The sequence below is a fragment of the Gluconobacter sp. P1D12_c genome (genome assembly GCF_018812105.1).
GTDB classification, from domain to species: domain Bacteria; phylum Pseudomonadota; class Alphaproteobacteria; order Acetobacterales; family Acetobacteraceae; genus Gluconobacter; species Gluconobacter oxydans_A.
Window position 1 is genome coordinate 1 of the sequence record NZ_JACSIQ010000609.1, and the last position, 411, is coordinate 411.

The 411-nt window shown below is 56.9% G+C and carries 1 protein-coding gene; it reads left to right on the forward strand.

All coding sequences use genetic code 11. The features are described 5' to 3' along the window. Positions 1–319 (forward strand): transposase (locus KP705_RS18375; protein WP_215765343.1); only part of this gene is annotated, 319 nt, incomplete at its 5' end. Positions 320–411: the final 92 nt, after the last annotated feature.

A 411-nucleotide genomic window follows, 5' to 3' on the forward strand; every position in this document is an offset into this window, starting at 1 on the left:
CGCCTCAAGCGTCTGGGCCGATACCGCGTATCGCTCGAAAGCCAACGAAGACTTCATGGAAAAGCAGGGCTTTGTCTCAAAGGTCCACAGGAAAAAGCCGCATCTCAAGCCCATGCCCCGCCACATCCAGCGGTCCAACGCAGGGAAATCGGTGATCCGGTCGCGTGTCGAGCATGTCTTTGCCGATCAGAAATCGCAGACGGGTCTGTTCGTCCGAACCGTGGGTATCACCCGGGCCACCATGAGGATCGGCCTGGCCAATATTGTCTACAACATGCGCCGCTTTCTCTTCCTCGCAAGGTTGAACGCGAGCGCGTAGTCATCCAGGGGGGCAGTCCCCGATCTGCTCAAAACGCAGAGCGAAAGCGACCCAAGGAACCGTCAATCAAATCGCCAAAAGCTTGAAATCAC